Below are 16,129 nucleotides of genomic sequence, written 5' to 3' on the forward strand. Positions count from 1 at the left end.
CGACTGGCTCATTTGTTTAGCTGCAAATTCCTAAATCTACATCGGCAATACATTGAACAGCGCAGAAGCAACTTAGATCAACTGTTACGCAATCATTGCTTGCACGGAATCGTTCCACTTGGCAAACCCTTGAAAGGTCTACACAGCATCTGTCTCCGCCGCATACTAGGTTTACTGGAACAAAGTTTCCGCCTTCCCTGCGTCCAGGTACTAACACACGAAGTGTTGCACAGCAGTTATCAAATACTTCTTCTACGCGGAAGAAGATGGATACGCACGCATTGTGTTCGTTGCTGAAGAAGGCATGAAATGGAGTACCATCTGCAGTTTTTAATACAAAAACACGTGTATCAACCGGATCTCTTCTTGTTGGTGATACTAGTGAACCAAGCGGTTCATTAAAACAGCTGGTACATTCAGCACATTCTGTCGGACTAACAGCATTATCTTGGATATCTTTTATCGCACGGACGACTTCGCACACACAGCTGCCGCTATGAAAATCGTTATGTTTCCCACAACCCATTTATTTTTTCCTCCTTAAACCGTTATATATATCTTACATTACTAACATATTTAACTAGAGCCCTATGGGTTACGGACAATTGCCTTTTTTTAATAAAATTAGGCGGATGATTTATTTACGTAAAAAAAGAAAGGACATGATGATGAAGCTGACTATTTTAAATTTCTTTATTTTGTCTTTAGCCTGCTTTAGACTAACGAGATTAATTGTCTTTGATAAAATAACTGAATTTATTCGTGCCCCATTTTATGATGAGGTGAGAGAAGTAAATCCCGATGGGGAAGAAGAGGTATATTACATTCCAAAACAAACTGGAATAAAGCACTTTTTTGGTGAGCTCCTCAGTTGCTATTGGTGCACGGGTATTTGGATGGCGTCGGCAATTGTGATCGTTTATTATTTATTTCCTGCATTCTCAGCACCAGTAATAGTCATTTTAGCTGTTGCCGGTTTTGGAGCTATTATTGAGGCAATTGTTCAACATTTTATAGAAAAATAATGGCGTTTGCCGTGAGACAAGGCTTGCTTCCAACATATTCATAATAGTAGTCAATGAATAGTATTGTGAAGGGGAGAGAAGTGTGAATAAGAAAAAAGAAACCGAATCAAAAAAGACGAAAATATATAAAACATCGCAGCCAATAAAAAAACAGGGCTGCGGATGCGGAAAAAAAACGAATAAATAATGCTGGAACTTCCTGAGGATCATTCTTCAGGAGGTTTTCTTTTTGTTTGGCAAAAATAACACTTAGTTAGTCATAATTTTTGCGAATGTCGAAAAAACTATTTGGTAGCAAGCGAAATGTTGAAAATCTTGAAAAGGGAAGGATTAATAATGCAGATCATTCGTTTTTTCCTTATTTATTCATGTATTTTATTGCTCGCATCCTGCAATCAAAATGAATCAGCCAAGAATAGTCAAATGGCACTTATAAAAACCACAAACCCTTCCCCGGTTGTTACTAACAAAGGTGTGAAACGCAACCATGTGGAGGCAATTAAAAAGGATGTAAGCTCTTACCCGCACATTTATGATGTTGCGGTTGTCAAAGGAAAAAAAGACACACTAGTTGCCTATAAGGTTAAGCATCTTCATAGGTTCCGTATGAAGAAGATTGAAGTGGACGTTACCAAAATGCTTGAAAAAAAATATCCAAAAGAAGACTTTACGGTTTCAAGCGACTATAAAATATTTCTTGAAGCAGTAAGGCTTGATGAGAAAATTAAAAACACAAAAATGACACCTAAAAAGGCAGAGAAGAGCCTGGAAGGGCTTGTAAAAATGACGAAAGATATTAAGTAAGAAAGGAAGAAGGTAGAATGGAAAACAAGCAAAGTAAAGTAACGCCGCAGCAGAAAAGCTACCAACATTTGCAGCAAAAGCATGAGAAAAAAAGACCGGTTTTGAAAAACTGCATTAAAGCGTTTTGGGTTGGTGGACTTATTTGTGTTGTTGGACAGGCCATCAGTTACTTTTATATTTATTTCTTTAATTTCACTGAACAGAGTGTAGGAAATCCAACTGTTGCAACGATGGTGTTTTTCTCAATGTTGCTAACTGGGTTTGGTGTTTATGATCGTATTGGGCAGTTTGCAGGGGCAGGTAGCGCTGTTCCTGTTACAGGATTTGGAAATGCAGTCATTTCAGCGTGCATCGAGCATCGAACGGAAGGGTATGTGCTTGGTGTGGGTGGCAACATTTTTAAACTGGCAGGTTCTGTCATCCTCTTTGGGGTGTTTGCAGCTTTTGTTGTAGCGCTTATAAAAACGCTGTTAAATATGTGGGGGGTTTTGTAATTGTTAAAAGGGCATCAATCTTGGGTTTTCCAAAACCGTCCAATGATTTCTGCGACTGGTGTAACTGGCGGCCCCTTTGAAGCAAATGGGAACTTGGCAAACGATTTCGACTTATTATATGAAGATTTATGGATGGGGCAGGAGTCATATGAAAAGGCACATCGCGTTTTATTAGAGGAAGCGATAAAAATTACCTTGAAAAAAGCAAATTTACAGAAGGAACAGGTTCAATTTTTATTCGCTGGTGATTTAATTAATCAAATCACTCCTTCCAGCTTTACTGCGAGAACGATGCAGATACCTTATTTCGGACTATTTGGAGCCTGCTCCACCTCAATGGAGGGATTGGCGCTTGCGTCATTTGTAGTTAACTATAAAGGGGCTAAACATGTACTTACGGGAGCTTCCAGCCATAATGCTGCTGTTGAGAAACAATTCCGTTATCCAACAGAGTATGGCGGTCAAAAGCCTCCTACTGCGCAGTGGACGATAACCGGAGCCGGTACCGCATTGTTACAGGAGAATGACCCTGGAAAGCAACTTCCAGTCACAACATCTGCAACCATTGGCAAAGTAATTGATATGGGATTATCTGATCCTTTTAATATGGGGGGAGCGATGGCGCCTGCTGCTGCAGATACAATAATGGCCCATTTTCGTGATCTTGAGCGGGATCCTTCCTATTATGACCTAATTGTCACCGGTGACCTTGGCCGTATTGGACATGATACCGCTTTTGAACTGCTAAATAAAAGTGGTCTGAAGCTTGAGAGAAAGCAATTCCAAGATTGCGGTATATTGATGTATAAGAGCAATCAGCCCGTTCAATCTGGCGGAAGCGGAGCAGGATGCTCGGCCACGGTCCTTTATGGACATTTATTAAATGAAATGAAAAAAGGGAATATTAAACGGCTTTTACTAGTCGCAACAGGTGCGCTGCTTTCACCGCTTACCTTTCAACAAAAAGAAACCATTCCGTGTATTGCCCATGCAGTTTCAATCGAGATGAATGGAGAAATGGGGTGACCAAATGCTGGCCATGTATTTTTGGGCTTTTGTTATCGGAGGAGTGATTTGTGTAATTGGGCAGCTTTTATTTGATGTGGCAAAATTGACTCCTGGCCATACATTAAGCTTGCTTGTTGTAATTGGCGCGGTATTGGGTGGTTTTGGCTTGTACGAACCATTAGTTGATTTCGCTGGTGCAGGTGCCACGGTTCCCATCACTAGCTTCGGAAATTCACTGGTTAACGGGGCACTTCAAGATGCACAAGCTCATGGGATTATAGGCGTATTGACAGGAATGTTTCAAGTAACAAGCTCCGGTATTTCTGCAGCCATCATATTTGGGTTTATTGGTGCCCTTTTATTTAAGCCTAAAGGATAAATGCTGATTTTTTAATCTATTGAATGATATGCTTGCCCGTGCCTATACACATCATTTAGGGATTTCATATGTTATTAATGAGATTACTTAAGTGAGGTGAAATAATCTATGTGCTTTGGATATGGAGGCTACGGCTACGGCGGCGGATTTGGTTACGGCGGCAGTTTCGTATTAATCGTCGTATTGTTCATTCTTTTAATTATCGTTGGTGCAAGCTGGTATTAATAAATAGTCGGCTTTGCACGAGGGAAGGTTGGCCAAAATTGGCCAGCCTTTTCTTTGCGCTTCATTCACCATTTTACGCTTCTTTCATAGAATAAAGTAGCTTATGAAGGAGTGTGAGTATCGAACATGGATAATGGTTTCTTTAAAAATATAGAGAAGAAAACCGGTGTGAATATGAAAGATATCTTTGATTTAGCTAATTCCTTACAGAACGCCAATTTCAAAGATGAGAAAACCGTCCGTAATGTAATCAAAAGAGTTTCACAACTAGCCAATAAACCTGTTAGTAAAGATTTGGAAGATCAAATTGTGAAAACAATTGTTAATGATGGCAAAAGCCTTGATCTTAACACCATCAATAAAATGTTAAATAAAAAATAATGAAAAAGGTCTTTTTCTATTTTACGGAAAAAGACCTCTTTCTTTTGGATTATAGATGTTTTTTTAGGATTGGTGCCAAAAATCTGGAGCGATGAGCCTTTTTCCCGCGTCTGCTTTCGGGTACAGATATGAGCAACTGTGAGCGGGCCCTGGTCATCGCAACATAGAATAACCTTCGCTCTTCTTCCAATGCAGAATGATCTCCATTACGATAAGCATCAAGGGAATAGTCATGCGGTAGGCCGCCGTCAACAGCCCCAATGATATAGACGGTTTGGAACTCCAAACCTTTTGCCCGGTGAATAGTGCTAAGTGTAACGGCTTCCGGAAAATGTTTACTCAACTTTTTGATCTCTTTATTCATGGCAGACATATGTTCAGCATGTGCTAATAAGCTGCTGATGGTATCAAAGTTTTTGGCAGCTGTCTTTAAGTCCTTGAGGTCATCTGAGCCCTTTTCCATTTTATTTGCGTCATTGCCGCGTTTTTTTAGAAAATCGAGAAATCCTAAATCTTTTTCTATTTTTTCAATGGCTGCCGCTGGCGGCACGGCTTTTAATCCGCGGATGATGTTAACAACTTTTTTCAATTTCTTTTCTTGGAACGCATGAGCGGTTTTTAAGTGCCAAAGTGCTTCCAGCAGACTGCAATCCTCGAGAATGCTCCTCGCTTTTAAATCATTCATAGCATTCTGTTTTAAGAATAAAATGGACAATATATCTGACAAGCTTCGCGAGTCATCTTCATTCAAGCTCAATTTAAGAAAGCTTAATGCACATCTAACAATATAGCGATCATAAAATGATTCGGAATCCAAGTCCATTCTAAATGGAAGGTTGGAGTTGGCCAGCCTCTCGAAAACAGCCCTTGACCCGGCATTCGTACGAAACAAAATGGCAAAATCAGAGGGATTTGCCCCCATAGATATACGTTCCTGAATGTCTGTAACAATCATTGTTGCTTCTTCCTCCTCATCAAAGGGGAAAAATAACAAAGGAAGCTCTCCTGATGAAAATTGTGCTTGCATCCTTTTGGCTCTTCTTATCCGGTTTGTGGAAATCAGCTGTCCTGCAGCGGCAACTATTTCATGAGCAGAACGGTAATTTTGCTCTAAAATCACCAATTTGGCAAGTGGAAAGTCATGTTCAAATTCCATTAGGAAGCTGGGATCACTTCCTCTAAATGAATAAATAGCCTGATCATCGTCTCCGACAGCACACACATTTTGATGTTTACCAGATAAAAGTTTGATTAGTTCATATTGTACTTTATTTATATCCTGAAACTCGTCAATTAAAAAATAATGCAAGCGATTTTGATAGGTTTCAAGCAGGGAAGGAGAAGATTTAAATAGCCGGTAACAGCCGATCAGCATATCATCAAAATCAAACCAGCCGTTACTAGTTTTGCTTTCTTCATACTTCTTAAAGAGCACGGCTGTTTTTTCTTCCCATTCCGATGCAGGTTTCACTTCATTTGGCATTAACAAAGAGTTTTTCCAATAGCTGATTTGCTGTAATGCTAAATCGTAAGCAAATTCCTTTTCAGACAAGTCAAGCTCTCTTCCTGCTTCCTTTAAGATTTGCTCCCGCTGCCATTCCTTTTTTAAAAGTTTATCTGGAGACCAATTTTTACGATCATGAAACATTAATATACGGTAAAAAATGCTGTGAAACGTCCCAGCCACTAGCTGATTAATCTTCTCCTGTTTTATACCAGGATAAGTGTTTAGCCTTTGCTTCATTTCAGTTGCGGCCTTTGAAGTAAAGGTAACGAGCATGATGGAGCGCGGATCAATTTTTTTTACTTCCAGCATATAGGCTGTTCGAGTCGTTAGAACTCTGGTTTTTCCGCTCCCTGCTCCCGCTATGACAAGTAAAGAACCATCTGTTTCCATTACCGCAGACACTTGGTCATGATCCAGAACAACTCCCGTTTTCGCTAGCTCCTGAATATATCCATCTAAGATTTTTGTCTCTTTATTATTTTGCTTTGTAAATGGGACTTGATATTGGATGGTTTTGGCTGGTTTGAAAACTTCCAATGTTATGGGAGTATCTGTTATGGTTCTGCCTTTTGGAATTTTAAACCCATTTTGTTCCACAAATTCCTGAGAGGAGGATGGTTGTTCCATTTCGGGGTCTGGACAGTGCTTTTCAGGTGATTTCGTATGGAAAAAGTAAGGTGGATCCATATGAATTCCAAGCTTTAACTGAACATTTTCTCGGCAAACAGGACAATGCAGTTCATGCTGTTTTCCTGCTGCATATAATTTTTGATATTCTTCACGATTTATTTGATCTAAGAATAGAAGCTGATTTTTATAAATCACTGTTTTCATTTTTGCAGCCCTCAATTTCAAAAAATAACACATGGTCTATCATATCAAAACATGTGACAACCTGAAAGTATACTTAGATGGAAGGAAATAAAAAAAGCATGTTCCGGATATACCAAAACATGCATTCGACCATTAAATTTGCTTCATCATGGTTTTATGAGGGATCCCGGCATCCATAAATTCCTCAGATACTACTTCATATCCAAGGTTTGAATAAAATGGTATCGCGTGGGTTTGAGAATTTAATTTTAATTTATGAATTCCTTGATTTTTAGCGAAGTACTCGATAGCTTCCATAATGGCTTTTCCTGAACCTGTTTTTCTTACCTCTTTAAGAACGCAGATCCGCTCTACTTTACCAGTGCCATCTATTATTCTAAATCTTCCTGCTCCTGCTGGTTCTCCATTGAGATAAAGGACAAAATGAGTGGCTTCATCCTCGTATTGATCAATTTCCTCTTCAAAAGGAACATTCTGCTCTTCGACAAAGACAATTTTTCTTACTTTAAAAGCATCGTCCCGTTCTTTTGGGGTTGTTGCGATTATGACTTGCACGATTGATTATTCCTTTCCGAGACGGAATGTTTCATATACAGTCCAAGAATTGTTATCTAATTGATAAAGAAGATGGAAACGATCGACGATTTCTTCATGTTCCACCTTTGTCATGCGAAGTGCGCCGTAAACATCTGAATACTCATCATTTGAAAGATTTTGGCCAATGGTAATATGCGGAACAAAAGCATATTCCTGATTTTGATCATAGAATTCTTGCTTTATATTGGTATGTAAAGCTGTTAATTCTTCCGTTGGTTCAACCTTTAAATAGATCACATTATTGACAGGGAAAAAAGAGCCGACTTTGGTTGCTTTTAAAGAGAACTCATTCGTATGTTTGGCAATTTGCCTCAGTTTATCACTGAAATCTTTCGCTTCCTCTTCCGTTGCTTCAAAAGCACTCTTTAATGTTAAGTGTGGAGGAATTAAGGCATAGTGCGAGTCGTAACGCTTGCGATAGGAATTCGCCAAATCCTGAAGTTTTTTCGATGGGAAAATGACAACGCCAAATTTCATAGGTATACCTCCATTTAAGTGAATTTTTCTATCAATAGACAGGATAAGCCTAAATTAAGAAAAATGAAAAAGCTTACATTGTATTATAGCAAATTTTCGGAATTTATGAAAATAATACACTTGCGATGTCTAAAACATCATTAGAAGGGCTCGTCTTAAGTCTGGCTGCCAATATGTCCATGTATGGTTCCCATCAAATTCATCGTAAAAATAGGTAAATGGCTTTTGGATAATTTCCTTGTTTAATGCCCGGTTAGGGCTTAAGAAATCACCAATGTTGCCATCTGTCATTTTTACTTCGGTTTCCTTCGTGCCAATAACGTGATAGATTTCCAACAGCTCTGGGTTATCGAACTTTTTAACTGAGTTTATCACCTGTTGATTGACAAATGGTGATTGCATGATCACTTTTCCAAATGTGTGCGGGTATTGAATGGCTGTCATAAAAGATACTGTAGCACCAAGAGAATCTCCAATTAAAACTCTTGTAGATCCCATTTGGAAAGTAGGAAATTCACTGTCTAGGAAAGGAACGAGCTCATGTGCCAGAAAGCGAATGTATTGCTGATTCTGTTCACCTTCAGGATGATATTTCCTGCGGCGGTCTTCTACATTTTTATAGGGTACCCCAATTATAATTAAATTTTCCATTTCCTTTTCAAAAAGTAATTCATCTGCCAATCGCCCGATTCGGCCAAGCTGGAAATAATCTCGTCCATCCTGAGTAATTAACAGCGAGTATTTATATAGTGGTGAAAAGTTCGCGGGCAAGTAAACAAGCAGCGTCACTTCCTCGCCAAGCTCATTACTCTGAAAAGTTAGTTCTTTTATCGTTCCTTTTGGATAGTCCATTTACTAAAAACCCCCATAGTTCGACTAAATACAAGAGCATTTTACCATAACTATTTAGGAATTGCTTTGGATAATGAGGTGACAGGTACGGGGGAATTGTTGGAAGAATATTTAGTGAAGATAGTGTTTTTTATTATTTGACTCAGACATAAGGGATAAAATATTTTCTCGTTTAAAAGTGCGGACCTGTTTCCGAAGCAGACAATAGGCACGAATGTATTCGTCATTCACTTCTTTTACAATCAGTCTTCTCTGGGTAATTACATGGTTGTCAGCAAGGTAAATCATTTCCAAAGGTATATTTTCTTCAATCGAACGAAGAAATAAACCATCTAACATAATAGCACCACCTTTTATTTTTATAATAACATTATAACCAAACGTGTGTTCTTTGTGCAATAAAATAAGAACTAACGTTCCTTTTTGTTTATGTAAATTTCAAAAAAGTAGTTGACATATTTATCGTTTTTAATATAATTAAATATATCTTAATACTAGATCTGTTAGCTCAGCTGGGAGAGCACAACCTTGACAGGGTTGGGGTCGGGGGTTCGAGCCCCTCACAGGTCATTGGGTGCCAAACCCGTAGAACCCTTCGGAACAAAGGGTTCTTTGAAAAAAGACTGCTTCTTCGGAAGTGGTCTTTTTATTGTTTTAAAATATTGGCATCCGTTTGGCAACATTTTTTATGATTTTCCAAAAATGGTTTGATCAAGTCGGTTAGATGCATCATGTTGCATATTTGGTAGTAGGTGGCCATACGTATCAATTGTAGTGCTAATTTTACTATGTCCTAACCTTTCTGCAATTAATTTCATAGGTTCATTTTGAGCTATCATTAATGCAGCATGAGTATGCCTCAAATCATGAAAGCGAATATGGGGTAATTCGGCCTTTTTTGTTAGGGTTTGAAAAATTCTTGTAAGATTACGTTGGTGAAACGGACTACCAGTTTCGGAGCGAAATATCAGGTCCAGCTCCTTATATTCTATATCATAACCTTCCTTTTCAGAATCGTGTCTTTTCTTATGTGCTAGCAACACTTGCCTTGTGCTAGGGGAGAGTGTTACAGATCTAACACTACTTTTTGTTTTTGCCCCTTTTTTTATCGTTTTGCCGTCATGTTCCAAAGTTTGATTTACATATAAAACTTGTTTTTCAAAATCAACATCTTTCCAACGCAAGCCAAGGATTTCGCCTTTTCTTAGACCAGTCATAATTGCCAAGTGAAATATACAATACAATCTGTGGCCTTTTGAACATTCTAAAAAATGTTGAATTTGGTCAATAGTCCATATATTCATTTCTTTAGGTTGTAACTTGGGCTTTTCAATCTTTGTAGCAGGATTACTAACAATATCACCAAGTTTTACAGCATCATTTAAACATACGTTAACAATATTGAAAGTTCTTTTAATAGTTGAATCCGCTAATCCTTGTTCATGCATTGCTAAAATAAACTTTTGAATATGCTGTGGTTTCATTTTTGGTAATGTAATATTACCTAATGTTGGTGCTATATGGTTTTTTATACTTCTTTCGTACAATTCCAAAGTGTGGTTGCTTAGAGAGATTTTTTTAATAGAAAGCCAATCTTTGATATATTGCTTAAATAAAATGTTTTTTGTTTCAATATAAGAACCCTCTGCATATTGCACTTCTAATTTCCTTAAGGCATCAGTGGCCTCTTTTTTAGTTGAAAAGCCCCGTTTTCTCTTTTGTTTTCTTTTTCCAGTGTTTTCGTCATAAAAATTGAAAACGTAGAACCAAGTTTTTTTTTCATCATCTTTGTAAACAGGCATTAAATTTGTCCTCCCGAAAAATACGTCACCCCTTTAAATTTGTTACCGATTAATTTCATACTACTACGAAATTCTGTTTTTTTAAATCGTGGTGTGCATTTTTTTATTTAATCTATCTTTACTAGTTGTAAATTGAATTTTGGTCTTGAACCGGTATTTTCTGAAATAGTAAATTTAGTATTTTCAGCTGATTTATATTTTCTATTTTATCTAAAATTATCTTTAAGGGCATTTCGTATTTGACTTAAAATAAATGAAATTCAATGGACAAGAATGAATATATTAATATATCCCCAAAAATTATTAATTTATTGTTAATTTTCCTTGTATATTCTTGAAATATCTTAATAATCGGTGGACAGGGAAATTTTTTTAAAAAATTCTGGGGACTAGCACGTTTTTGTTGTATATATGTTTGATGTCGTTTGTAGCCCCACCCTCTTTTAAAAGTAATTTAATTTGGTTCTATACCACACCATGATATCTATTAAACGTTTCTGTCGCCTTATTTAATTGGTACTTAGTTCTTGACATAATTATCTAAATTCAAAACCTTTATCCCCGGTTCAATTCCGGGTGCTGCCTTCGATTGATAAATGCCGGTGTAGCGGAATTGGCAGACGCGCACGACTCAAAATCGTGTTCCGTAAGGAGTGTCGGTTCGCCCCAGACCACCGGTATTGGTCAAAATAAAATATGATTTGCGGGTGTAGTTTAGTGGTAAAACCACCGCCTTCCAAACTGTTGTTGTGGGTTCGATTCCCATCACCCGATCCAACTTGATAGAGTGTAAAAAACATTTTATAATGGGCCTATAGCTCAGCTGGTTAGAGCGCACGCCTGATAAGCGTGAGGTCGATGGTTCAAGTCCATTTAGGCCCATCATCATAAATATTCTCATTGTTCCGCAGTAGCTCAGTGGTAGAGCAATCGGCTGTTAACCGATCGGTCGTAGGTTCGAATCCTACCTGCGGAGCCATTTTTATGTTTGTGGGGTAGTACTCAAGAGGCTGAAGAGGCGCCCCTGCTAAGGGTGTAGGTCGGGTAACCGGCGCGAGGGTTCAAATCCCTCCTTCTCCGCCATACATATGTTGCGCCTTTAGCTCAGCTGGATAGAGCATACGCCTTCTAAGCGTACGGTCAGAGGTTCGAATCCTCTAAGGCGCGTCTTTAAAAACAGCGTTAAAGCCCGTCAAATTAACCTTCTAGAACGCCAAATGCAACGGTCAGTGCATCGGTCAAAAGCCGATATGGACCAAAATTAGGCGTGTACTAGGAGGTTTTTTATTTGTCGAAAAAGAAAAGCGTTTTTACTATTACGGAAGACCTTAGCGACCTTTTTATTGAGCGTCCAAAAGCGAACAAATCTGATCCTAATCGATTAACAATTGAAAAAGCATTAGCGTCTATTACAAGACAAATGGAGATCAGTGGTAATCGACCTCGAACAATCAGCGACTACACCATTCATGTAAATCACTTTAAGGAAACGACTCGACTTACTTATTTAGACGATATTACGGCGGATCGGATTTACGATTGGCTATCAATGATGGACGTTAGCAATCAAACGAAGTTAACCCGTGTAAAGTGTTTAAAAGCATTTTTATCACGATGTTTTAGTAACGGATGGATAGATAAGCAATTTTGGAAAACGATCACTATTCGCGTTGATAACAACGTAAAAGAAGGTACTACAGAGCGGGATATTCGAAAGTTATTATCGTTGTTGGACTTAGGTGACTTCTTTCAATTACGAGATGCTACGGCTTTATTGTTGATGTTCAAAACTGGGATTCGAATTAATACAATCGTTCATCTCGAAAATAAGCACATCGACTTTGACGAAATGTTATTAAGACTAGACGGTGCAATCATAAAGAACCACCAGCAGTTACTTCTGCCATTTGACGAAACATTGGCCCGAATGCTCAGGGTCCTGTTGTGCCAGAATGATGCAATTAGGCGTGAGTATGGAATCCAAAATAATTACGTATTTATTACGAAACAAGGCGGGATTATTTCAAATAGTCCTACCCATAACAACATACAAAAGCGTTTAAACAAGTATTCTCGAATATATGGACTACGTAACCTCAATCCGCATGCACTCAGAAGGGGATTTGCTAAGTCGCTGCTTAATAAAGGTGCCAACATTGCTGAAATATCAAAAGCGTTAGGTCATAGCAATCTTGCGGTTACAACGCAATACTTACACTTGGATAAGGAAGAGGTCGCAGAAAGCTTACGGAAGTTTTTATAAGTAATCAAATGGCATTCTACCTTAAGTGGAGGCAGGGACGAATATTTTTGTATTGCAACGTTTATCAGGTCATCAATCGTTAGAGATATTAAAGCGATATGTTAAGATATATGAAAAAGATTTAGAGGATGCTATTGAAAAGGTGTTTGACGGTCTATAAAAACAAGGATTTAAATAATCATTACGTCACCATTATTGGTGGCGTTTATATATTAGCTAAAGGAATTCTATGGATAATTAACTAGTAAATTGTTACTATTTAAGTAGGAAGAGGGGGCACTATATGCTAAATAAAAAGATAATTGCTTTATTGTTAAGTTGTTTATTGATTGTAGTTACTACACATGTGAATGCGTCAGTTTACGTACATGGCTATTACAGAAAAGATGGAACTTATGTACGTCCTCATTATAGAAGCGACCCGGATGGAAATTTCAATAACAACTGGTCAACTAAAGGAAACATTAATCCATATACAGGGGAAGAAGGAACTAAGACTCATCCTGAATATCCGAGTGGTGGAAATAACAATGTTCCGGATCAATCAAATAGTACCAATCAGTATGATGATAACACCCAACAAGATTCAACTTATAATAACGATACTAACCAAGATGATGATAATACTCAGCAAGACTCTACCTACAATTCAGATACAAATCAATATGACGATAAAACTGAAGATTCCACCAATAGTTCATCATCGACTGACTCAAATGATAGTACATATTCAGAATCAAAGGATTCAACAAGCGACGATCAGAAATGGAACGTAAATAACAGCTTGAATGTGACTGATCAAGATTCAAGTAATAATGTTGATTCAGAGAGAATAGATAGTGTGACCTTGCCATCTCAATATGCATCTAAAAGTTTAGCTTTTCAATATGGTTATAGAACTGGTTTTGCTTACAAGAGGGAAGGGTATAATTATGACGACCATGATGATTATTATAGCAGTGGTCAAAATTTAGTCGATTTCAGGAAAGGATATAGAATTGGTTATCTTAGTGCGGGTGGAGGCAATTCTATAGAATTGTTATATTACGAAAACCCCTACATGGTATATACAACAGGGGGAGTCATTCTTTTGATAGGTGTAATTGCTTTTATCATCATTAAAAGAAAAAAGAAGAGAGATAAAAAGTACTTTAATTAATCAAGCTCATTGTAATCCATGGAGCGCCTTTTTTTTTACGGTTAGCATTTTAAATGCACCGATTCATGTTTAAGGATCAAGAGCGTCAGCCATAACGGTTGCGTTTTTTTTGCATTTATATAGAACGTTAGTTCGTATATAATGGGTATATAGGAGGCGATAAGTATGGCGATACGTGATCGCGGTATGACCAAATGGCAAGTTGCATTTCAATTACCTGAGATAGTTAAGTCCCAGCGTAATTTCTGGAGGGACACGGAACGAATGGCAAAGCCAATCATTGACGAATACGAGACGGAAGAATTCGATCTAAGAATTGCTTACGCAATGGAACATAATCTTACAGTGAAGGTAAGTGAATGGACGGACGGATTTATTACGGATATAACTGGTCGAGTGCATTTCGTTGATCCGATTACGCGTCAGATTCATATTGGGGTAAAGTGTGGTAAGTTTGAAAGAATGGCATTCAAGGATGTTGTCGGGGTTGTTGTGATAGATTAGTCGCATGATATTGCATGGAGGGTTGAGATATACTAAAAGGATTTAGTGGAGGTAATAAGAATGGCATCAATGGATTATAACAATTACCAATTTCGTCATCTTAAATGGTGGCGTTTTTCTTTTATGTTTCGAGGTTTGTCCAAGAACTATATTTAATCCTGAATAAATTGTTAGTAAAAGCTATGAATGTGAGGTGAAAATAATGCTAAATGGCAGAAATGAACCTGGTTGGGCGGATATGAGAAGAAAACGTAATTGCGATTGTCCTCAGAAAGGCACCCTCCCTCCTTGTTTAGAAGGTTGTGTATCCGGTTATTTGCACTGTATAGATCGTTGTTATAGAGAGCAACGTTGCTTAGATGCGTGTTTTGAACAAGTACGTCAATGCTACGATAACTGTGAGAGGTAAGAATCCTTAGTTTTTCGGTATGGATTAGTTAAATAGCTATTTAGTGAGGTGAAGTATAATTGTTAGATAATAGAAATGAACCTGGTTGGGCAGACCAAAGAGATCAAAGTAATCAAAGACGCCGTCGGAAAAATAGTTGCTCATGTTCTACGCAAAGTCCCAACGAAACGTGTATAGAAAGATGCAGAGCAGACTATGGGCGGTGTATCGTATCTTGTAGGGGACTTCGAAATTGTCTAGATTTTTGTGTGGAAGAAGCTGTGAGATGTAATTCACGTTGCTAATTTCTTTTTGAGGAAAATTTTCTAATTTGAGTGGTTTTCTAACCGCTCTTTTATTTTCAATTCATACAGAATGTTTGTTCGTATATAATATATGTAGTAAAGGAGGCGAAAGAATGGCGATACGAGACCGTAGGAAGATGAAGTGGCAGTTTGCATTTGAAGCCCCGGAGCTAATTAAGGCTCAACGTGGATTGTGGCGTGATACGGAAAGGATAGCGAAGCCGATTATCGATGAATATGAGGTGGAAGAATTCGATCTAAGAATTGCTTACGCTATGGAACATAACCTAAAGATACGGATAATGGTATGGAAAGATGGTTTTATGGAGAATTTAATGGGTCACGTCCATTATGTAGACCCGATAACAAATCAAATTCGAATAGAAGTTAAGCTTGGCGAATTCAATCGAGTGGCTTTTCAGGACATTGTCCAAGTAATAGTCATCGATTAATCTTCAGTCAATCTAAAGCAAGGAATGACTTTTTATGGCTGAAACTTGAAACCGTAAAATCCATAAATAAAATGCTTTCCATAATTAAACTTTTTTAAATACAAGCGCAGCCAATTTGGTTGCGTCTTTTTTTGCTTTAATAAAGTTTTTTGTAAGGCGTAACAGAAGTCACTAAGGTGTTGGATTTGTTATATAGACGGAGAAGCAAGGTGTGTCAGCATTCTTTAGGTAGAGACGTCATGTATCGCGATCGGATGACGTAGGGTATTGCTGTGAGAAATGATGCTCGACAGTGGAATCCAGGGCTCGATCGTTAACACTTCTTCGTGGACGGCTCATGGGGCAATGCCCGGTACTTCAGGCTACGCAGCCTCCAAGGGAGCACTCGATGCAATGATGAGAACCGTGGCGTTGGAGGTTGGTCCTAGCAATATTCGAGTTAACAATGTCAGTCCTGGAATGATTGCAACCCCGATGTCGCAGGAGGTTCTAAGCGACGAGACTACAGCGCGTCCCTTCGTCAGGCAAACTCCATTACAGCGGGTGGGCCAATCCGAAGACGTAGCGGATGTTGTGGTCTGGCTTCTCTCCGACGATGCTCGTTTTGTAACTGGTCAGAGCATACTCGTAGATGGCGGTTACACTATCGGCGGATTACGCCCGTGACTGAACG

General features: G+C 38.3%; 19 protein-coding genes and 6 tRNA genes. 18 read left to right on the forward strand and 7 right to left on the reverse strand.

Annotated features, from left to right (window positions below):
- Nucleotides 1-16: 16 nt before the first annotated feature.
- A complete protein-coding gene (locus HPT25_RS13855) occupies nt 17-526 on the reverse strand; it encodes a CotY/CotZ family spore coat protein (protein WP_173065115.1) in 510 nt (169 codons plus the stop codon).
- A gap of 106 nt (nt 527-632) precedes the next feature.
- On the opposite strand from HPT25_RS13855, the gene HPT25_RS13860 reads away from it, so the two are divergent.
- The 7 genes from HPT25_RS13860 (at nt 633) to spoVIF (ending at nt 4,316) form a co-directional block, all read left to right on the forward strand.
- Complete coding sequence (locus tag HPT25_RS13860; protein ID WP_312857290.1) at nt 633-1,025, forward strand: DUF1360 domain-containing protein; 393 nt, start codon at nt 633-635, stop codon at nt 1,023-1,025.
- Between the two features lie 336 nt (nt 1,026-1,361).
- Complete coding sequence (locus HPT25_RS13865; protein ID WP_173065118.1) at nt 1,362-1,829, forward strand: YhcN/YlaJ family sporulation lipoprotein; 468 nt, start codon at nt 1,362-1,364, stop codon at nt 1,827-1,829.
- A gap of 17 nt (nt 1,830-1,846) precedes the next feature.
- Entirely contained in the window at nt 1,847-2,323 is a 477-nt protein-coding gene (spoVAC, locus tag HPT25_RS13870; protein WP_173065121.1) for a stage V sporulation protein AC, read from the forward strand.
- Nucleotides 2,324-3,349 (forward strand): stage V sporulation protein AD, encoded by a 1,026-nt coding sequence (gene spoVAD / locus HPT25_RS13875; protein ID WP_173065124.1) that lies wholly within the window; start codon nt 2,324-2,326, stop codon nt 3,347-3,349. It abuts the gene before it with no gap.
- Between the two features lie 4 nt (nt 3,350-3,353).
- Complete coding sequence (gene spoVAE / locus HPT25_RS13880) at nt 3,354-3,710, forward strand: stage V sporulation protein AE (protein WP_173065127.1); 357 nt, start codon at nt 3,354-3,356, stop codon at nt 3,708-3,710.
- Between the two features lie 108 nt (nt 3,711-3,818).
- A complete protein-coding gene (locus HPT25_RS13885) occupies nt 3,819-3,935 on the forward strand; it encodes a YjcZ family sporulation protein (RefSeq protein WP_173065130.1) in 117 nt (38 codons plus the stop codon).
- 126 nt (nt 3,936-4,061) lie between these two features.
- Nucleotides 4,062-4,316 (forward strand): sporulation-specific transcription regulator SpoVIF, encoded by a 255-nt coding sequence (gene spoVIF / locus HPT25_RS13890; RefSeq protein ID WP_173065133.1) that lies wholly within the window; start codon nt 4,062-4,064, stop codon nt 4,314-4,316.
- 49 nt (nt 4,317-4,365) lie between these two features.
- On the opposite strand, the gene HPT25_RS13895 is transcribed toward spoVIF, so the two are convergent.
- The 5 genes from HPT25_RS13895 to HPT25_RS13915 form a co-directional block, all read right to left on the reverse strand.
- The gene (locus HPT25_RS13895) at nt 4,366-6,657 is read right to left on the reverse strand and encodes an ATP-dependent helicase (protein WP_173065136.1); all 2,292 of its coding nucleotides are present in this window, start codon (nt 6,655-6,657) and stop codon (nt 4,366-4,368) included.
- Nucleotides 6,658-6,789: 132 nt separating this feature from the next.
- A complete protein-coding gene (locus HPT25_RS13900) occupies nt 6,790-7,212 on the reverse strand; it encodes a GNAT family N-acetyltransferase (RefSeq protein WP_173065139.1) in 423 nt (140 codons plus the stop codon).
- A gap of 6 nt (nt 7,213-7,218) precedes the next feature.
- Nucleotides 7,219-7,731 (reverse strand): YjcG family protein, encoded by a 513-nt coding sequence (locus HPT25_RS13905; RefSeq protein WP_173065142.1) that lies wholly within the window; start codon nt 7,729-7,731, stop codon nt 7,219-7,221.
- Between the two features lie 129 nt (nt 7,732-7,860).
- Nucleotides 7,861-8,583, reverse strand: a complete 723-nt coding sequence (locus tag HPT25_RS13910; RefSeq protein ID WP_173065145.1) for an alpha/beta hydrolase — start codon at nt 8,581-8,583, stop codon at nt 7,861-7,863.
- Nucleotides 8,584-8,694: 111 nt separating this feature from the next.
- The gene (locus HPT25_RS13915) at nt 8,695-8,922 is read right to left on the reverse strand and encodes a hypothetical protein (RefSeq protein ID WP_173065148.1); all 228 of its coding nucleotides are present in this window, start codon (nt 8,920-8,922) and stop codon (nt 8,695-8,697) included.
- A gap of 158 nt (nt 8,923-9,080) precedes the next feature.
- On the opposite strand from HPT25_RS13915, the gene HPT25_RS13920 reads away from it, so the two are divergent.
- Nucleotides 9,081-9,153, forward strand: a tRNA-Val gene (locus tag HPT25_RS13920).
- A 116-nt stretch (nt 9,154-9,269) separates the two neighbouring features.
- On the opposite strand, the gene HPT25_RS13925 is transcribed toward HPT25_RS13920, so the two are convergent.
- Nucleotides 9,270-10,385 carry a site-specific integrase gene (locus HPT25_RS13925; RefSeq protein WP_173065151.1) on the reverse strand — a complete coding sequence of 372 codons (1,116 nt, stop codon included), beginning with the start codon at nt 10,383-10,385 and terminating at the stop codon, nt 9,270-9,272.
- 598 nt (nt 10,386-10,983) lie between these two features.
- On the opposite strand from HPT25_RS13925, the gene HPT25_RS13930 reads away from it, so the two are divergent.
- The 10 genes from HPT25_RS13930 (at nt 10,984) to HPT25_RS13975 (ending at nt 16,122) form a co-directional block, all read left to right on the forward strand.
- Nucleotides 10,984-11,065 (forward strand) — tRNA-Leu (locus tag HPT25_RS13930).
- Nucleotides 11,066-11,193: 128 nt separating this feature from the next.
- Nucleotides 11,194-11,267, forward strand: a tRNA-Ile gene (locus HPT25_RS13935).
- 22 nt (nt 11,268-11,289) lie between these two features.
- A tRNA-Asn gene (locus tag HPT25_RS13940) sits at nt 11,290-11,364 on the forward strand.
- A gap of 13 nt (nt 11,365-11,377) precedes the next feature.
- Nucleotides 11,378-11,468 (forward strand) — tRNA-Ser (locus tag HPT25_RS13945).
- Nucleotides 11,469-11,478: 10 nt separating this feature from the next.
- Nucleotides 11,479-11,552, forward strand: a tRNA-Arg gene (locus tag HPT25_RS13950).
- A gap of 121 nt (nt 11,553-11,673) precedes the next feature.
- Nucleotides 11,674-12,648 (forward strand): tyrosine-type recombinase/integrase, encoded by a 975-nt coding sequence (locus tag HPT25_RS13955; RefSeq protein WP_173065154.1) that lies wholly within the window; start codon nt 11,674-11,676, stop codon nt 12,646-12,648.
- Nucleotides 12,649-12,931: 283 nt separating this feature from the next.
- Nucleotides 12,932-13,807: a hypothetical protein gene (locus HPT25_RS13960; RefSeq protein ID WP_173065157.1), complete on the forward strand. Its 876-nt coding sequence runs from the start codon at nt 12,932-12,934 to the stop codon at nt 13,805-13,807.
- A gap of 165 nt (nt 13,808-13,972) precedes the next feature.
- Nucleotides 13,973-14,311 carry a YolD-like family protein gene (locus HPT25_RS13965; RefSeq protein ID WP_173065160.1) on the forward strand — a complete coding sequence of 113 codons (339 nt, stop codon included), beginning with the start codon at nt 13,973-13,975 and terminating at the stop codon, nt 14,309-14,311.
- An 806-nt stretch (nt 14,312-15,117) separates the two neighbouring features.
- Complete coding sequence (locus HPT25_RS13970) at nt 15,118-15,456, forward strand: YolD-like family protein (protein WP_173065163.1); 339 nt, start codon at nt 15,118-15,120, stop codon at nt 15,454-15,456.
- A gap of 282 nt (nt 15,457-15,738) precedes the next feature.
- Nucleotides 15,739-16,122, forward strand: coding sequence for an SDR family NAD(P)-dependent oxidoreductase (locus tag HPT25_RS13975; protein ID WP_281368272.1), 384 nt, complete (start codon nt 15,739-15,741; stop codon nt 16,120-16,122).
- Nucleotides 16,123-16,129 lie beyond the last annotated feature (7 nt).

The organism is Neobacillus endophyticus (assembly GCF_013248975.1).
Lineage (GTDB): Bacteria > Bacillota > Bacilli > Bacillales > Cytobacillaceae > Neobacillus > Neobacillus endophyticus.